General features: G+C 65.9%; 4 protein-coding genes. 2 read left to right on the plus strand and 2 right to left on the minus strand.

What is annotated here, in order from left to right:
- Together BST15_RS20825 and BST15_RS20830 are read left to right on the plus strand one after the other, a co-directional pair.
- On the plus strand, nt 1-445 hold a 445-nt coding region (locus BST15_RS20825), incomplete at its 5' end, for a TIGR03086 family metal-binding protein (RefSeq protein ID WP_033718762.1).
- A gap of 8 nt (nt 446-453) precedes the next feature.
- Nucleotides 454-1350 (plus strand): pyridoxamine 5'-phosphate oxidase family protein, encoded by an 897-nt coding sequence (locus BST15_RS20830; RefSeq protein ID WP_046191501.1) that lies wholly within the window; start codon nt 454-456, stop codon nt 1348-1350.
- A gap of 395 nt (nt 1351-1745) precedes the next feature.
- Here BST15_RS20830 and BST15_RS20835 read toward each other — a convergent pair whose 3' ends face one another.
- Together BST15_RS20835 and BST15_RS20840 are read right to left on the minus strand one after the other, a co-directional pair.
- Nucleotides 1746-2243, minus strand: a complete 498-nt coding sequence (locus tag BST15_RS20835) for a GNAT family N-acetyltransferase (RefSeq protein ID WP_023363547.1) — start codon at nt 2241-2243, stop codon at nt 1746-1748.
- On the minus strand, nt 2240-2626 hold the full coding sequence (locus BST15_RS20840; protein ID WP_158023718.1) for a type II toxin-antitoxin system TacA family antitoxin: 387 nt from the start codon (nt 2624-2626) through the stop codon (nt 2240-2242). Before BST15_RS20840 ends, BST15_RS20835 begins: the two co-directional genes overlap by 4 nt.
- Between the last annotated feature and the right edge of the window lie 39 nt (nt 2627-2665).

Genomic DNA, 2665 nt, shown 5'->3' on the forward strand with positions numbered 1-2665 from the left:
CCACACTGTCGCCACGATCGACGCCTTTGCGGCGGCCCTCGACGGACAGGGCGGCCCGACCGAGCAGGAACTTTTCAGCGGGGCCGACATCCTCGGTTCAGCGCCGCTCACGGTCGTCGAGAAGTCCGTCGACCGCTCACAGCAAGCGTGGACCACCATCACCGACTGGGAGCGTCCCATCCTGACCGTCATCGGGGAGATGCCGGCCCGCCAGGCCATCGGCATCATCACCTACTCGACGCTGATCCACAGCTGGGACCTGGCGGTGGCCATCGGCAAGCCGATCCACTTCGACGAGGCCGAGGCCACCCTGGCCGAAGCGGTCGGATCGCAGCTCGTCCCGGCGCTGCGACCTCAAGATCTCTTCGGTCCGGAGGTCGCGGCCGGCGCGGACGCGACCCCCACCCAGCGAGTCGTCGCCTTCGCCGGTCGTAACCCCCTGTGACCCTGCAGATGACGAACGAAAACCGGCCCGCCGCTGTGGGATTCCACAGCGGCGAGCTGGCCGTCCAGACACGCGCCGGAGTGCGCACGCGTGCCGAGCGGCTGGCCCCGATGGCGGCCCGCGGCCAGCTCCGCACCGCCACAGCTGACTTCGTGGCGGCGGCGCAGCTGGCGGTCCTGACCGCACGCGACGCCGCAGGCCGACTGTGGACCTCACCGCTGCTGGGACAACCCGGCTTCCTCCGGGCGGCGACACCGACCACACTGCACATCGAGGACCCCTTTCTCGACGCCGACCCGCTCCACGACCTACCGGCCCGCCAGCCCGCGGGGCTTATCGTGATCGACTTCGCCACCCGCCGCCGAGTGCGCATCAACGGCGTTCTCGCCCAGGCTGATTCCGGCGGTCTGACAATCGATGTCGACCAGGCATACGGCAACTGCCCGAAATTCATCCGGAACCGCCACCTGCGCCTCCCCGCCAACGCTTCCGGCCCAGACCGCACACCGGTTTTCACCGGCGAACTTCTGCGACCGGAGGACGGTCGGCTGATCGAACACGCCGACACATTCTTCCTGGGCACCAGCCATCCGACGTCAGGCAACGACGCCTCCCATCGAGGCGGGCCGACCGGCTTCGTCCACATCGAGCACGATCGCCTCTGGTGGCCGGACTACCCGGGCAACAACCTGTTCAACAGCCTGGGCAATGTGACGGTCGACCCGACCACAGCCTTGCTCTTCATCGACTTCCCCACGGGGACAACGCTGCAACTAACCGGCACAGCCACGTTAGTGTGGGAGGACGAAAGGCCGCGCGACGAAAGTCAAACCGGACGACGAGTCACCTTCACACCCCAGCGCGTCGTCGTGACCGGCATCGCGGCGTTGCGTGCCGAGCACTGACGACAGTGCACGGCATCCGTTCCAATCCGTTACCTGAGGGACACCCGACGAACGCTCAGTACCGGCTGCGTTGTGGGACCCGTCCGGGCCCGAATTGCACGAACTGGACTCTGCGTCGTCCTGACGCGCCCAAAAGTTGCACTATCCGCGAGCTGATTCCCCAGCCGACAGTGTGCACGTTCCCAAATCCGCTAGGTCACGTTTCCCAACCCTCGAGCCCACCGCCACAGACCAGGCCTCAACCAATTTTCGTCAGCGCCACGGACATCCCGATATCGCTACCGGTTCGCCACCGCCCAGGGGAGGTCTGCGCTCAGCGCGAGTTTTATTGCTCGCGATGATCAAGCCGGGCGGCGACGGCCGTGTCGACGCGATCCAGCACCGTCTCGGCTTCGTTACGCAGATGGGCTGGGCCGGACGTCCTTTACGAGGAGCATCAGTGTTAGGTCGTCGACAGGAGAAGGCTCAAAACCGTAGCGCAAGTAGAAGCGCCGGGCGGTGTCGTTGTTTGCGTGGACCAGCAGCAGCCGAACCCCCGTCAGCTCCGCGACCTCAAGTGACTTGAGGATGAAATGTTTGAGAAGTGCTGCAGCGAGACCACGCCCTTGATGGTTCGCGTCGACGGCCAGCCGGCCGAGCAGGACCGCAGGTAACGGGTCCGGCTGATTGCGAGCAGCGCGTTTCGTCGCCCGGCTGCGCATGAGCACCGCCGTGCTGGAGGCATAGAAGGCCACCACCCGTCGCCCGTCCAGCACCACCCAGGTGCGGCTGCCTCCTTCGCGCTGATTGTGCAGAGCCTTCGTCCGCAGCCACTCGTTGAGCACGTCGTTGCCGCAGTCGAAGTCGTCGACGATGTGATCGGCACCGAAGAGGACGGGCCCCTCGTAGCTCACCGTTCCAAAATCGACGGATTCGCCAGCAGGCGCGCCAACTCGGGCTTGGGGCTTGGCGGACGGTCGAGCAGCGCCTGAAGATCGGTCCAGGCGGCGTCATCGAGGACGAACACTCTCCGATCAGCGAGGTCGGCCTCGGCGGCCTGAACGGCGTGACGCACCACATAGTCGTTGAGCGACTCGCCCGTGACGTCGAGCACACGTCGCACCACCGCATCTTGCGCCGCGGTCACGCGCAGGTGCCAGCGACCACTCTTCGTCTCCACACCAGAAGTGTACGCCGAATTGGTGTACATACCGTCGGCAAGCGCGGAACGATGCAGTTCGGCGCGCGGCGGCGTTCCCAAATCCGCGGCAGCGCGTTCTCGGCCATCGGACGTCACCATAAGAGACCAGGCCTCAACCAATTTTCGTCAGGTCCC

Source organism: Mycolicibacter arupensis (assembly GCF_002086515.1).
GTDB lineage: Bacteria > Actinomycetota > Actinomycetes > Mycobacteriales > Mycobacteriaceae > Mycobacterium > Mycobacterium arupense.

What these genes read in the sequence shown, in the direction of transcription:
- BST15_RS20830 (WP_046191501.1), top strand. Translation starts at nt 454, where the DNA reads ATGACGAACGAAAACCGGCCCGCCGCTGTGGGATTCCACAGCGGCGAG.